Source organism: Streptomyces sp. NPDC056061 (genome assembly GCF_042266885.1).
Lineage (GTDB): Bacteria > Actinomycetota > Actinomycetes > Streptomycetales > Streptomycetaceae > Streptomyces.
The window spans coordinates 1-1,397 of record NZ_JBHJWQ010000076.1 but is presented as its reverse complement, the minus strand read 5'-3'; the positions used below and the strand labels follow the sequence as shown (position 1 = coordinate 1,397).

General features: G+C 52.8%; 2 tRNA genes and 1 rRNA gene (1 of these 3 running past the window's edge). All 3 read right to left on the bottom strand.

Features of this window, described 5'->3' with window-relative positions:
• Positions 1–1,037, bottom strand: a 16S ribosomal RNA gene (locus ACFC79_RS38030); it reaches 582 nt to the left of the window's first position.
• 172 nt (positions 1,038–1,209) lie between these two features.
• A tRNA-Ala gene (locus ACFC79_RS38025) sits at positions 1,210–1,285 on the bottom strand.
• 5 nt (positions 1,286–1,290) lie between these two features.
• Positions 1,291–1,367, bottom strand: a tRNA-Pro gene (locus tag ACFC79_RS38020).
• Positions 1,368–1,397 lie beyond the last annotated feature (30 nt).

Below are 1,397 nucleotides of genomic sequence, written 5' to 3'. Positions count from 1 at the left end.
AGGGAAAGCCCTATCTCTAGGGTTGTCAGAGGATGTCAAGACCTGGTAAGGTTCTTCGCGTTGCTTCGAATTAAACCACATGCTCCACCGCTTGTGCGGGCCCCCGTCAATTCCTTTGAGTTTCAGTCTTGCGACCGTACTCCCCAGGCGGAGTGCTTAATGCGTTAGCTGCAGCACTAAGGGGCGGAAACCCCCTAACACTTAGCACTCATCGTTTACGGCGTGGACTACCAGGGTATCTAATCCTGTTCGCTCCCCACGCTTTCGCTCCTCAGCGTCAGTTACAGACCAGAGAGTCGCCTTCGCCACTGGTGTTCCTCCACATCTCTACGCATTTCACCGCTACACGTGGAATTCCACTCTCCTCTTCTGCACTCAAGTTCCCCAGTTTCCAATGACCCTCCCCGGTTGAGCCGGGGGCTTTCACATCAGACTTAAGAAACCGCCTGCGAGCCCTTTACGCCCAATAATTCCGGACAACGCTTGCCACCTACGTATTACCGCGGCTGCTGGCACGTAGTTAGCCGTGGCTTTCTGGTTAGGTACCGTCAAGGTACCGCCCTATTCGAACGGTACTTGTTCTTCCCTAACAACAGAGCTTTACGATCCGAAAACCTTCATCACTCACGCGGCGTTGCTCCGTCAGACTTTCGTCCATTGCGGAAGATTCCCTACTGCTGCCTCCCGTAGGAGTCTGGGCCGTGTCTCAGTCCCAGTGTGGCCGATCACCCTCTCAGGTCGGCTACGCATCGTTGCCTTGGTGAGCCGTTACCTCACCAACTAGCTAATGCGCCGCGGGTCCATCTGTAAGTGGTAGCCGAAGCCACCTTTTATGTTTGAACCATGCGGTTCAAACAACCATCCGGTATTAGCCCCGGTTTCCCGGAGTTATCCCAGTCTTACAGGCAGGTTACCCACGTGTTACTCACCCGTCCGCCGCTAACATCAGGGAGCAAGCTCCCATCTGTCCGCTCGACTTGCATGTATTAGGCACGCCGCCAGCGTTCGTCCTGAGCCAGGATCAAACTCTCCGATAAAGTAGTTTGACTGACTACGCACATCGCTGTGCGATTTTTAAAAACTGAATTAACAGGTACGTTTTGTCTTGTTTAGTTTTCAAAGATCATTTTGTTTGTCCGCTTTGTTAAAGCAACTTTATTAGTATACAACGTCACTTCTTCAAAGTCAACAACTTTTTTTAAAAACTTTTGGTGGAGCCTAGCGGGATCGAACCGCTGACCTCCTGCGTGCAAGGCAGGCGCTCTCCCAGCTGAGCTAAGGCCCCATAAATGGTCGGGAAGACAGGATTCGAACCTGCGACCCCTTGGTCCCAAACCAAGTGCTCTACCAAGCTGAGCTACTTCCCGTTTATGGCGCGCCCGAGAGGAGTCGAACCC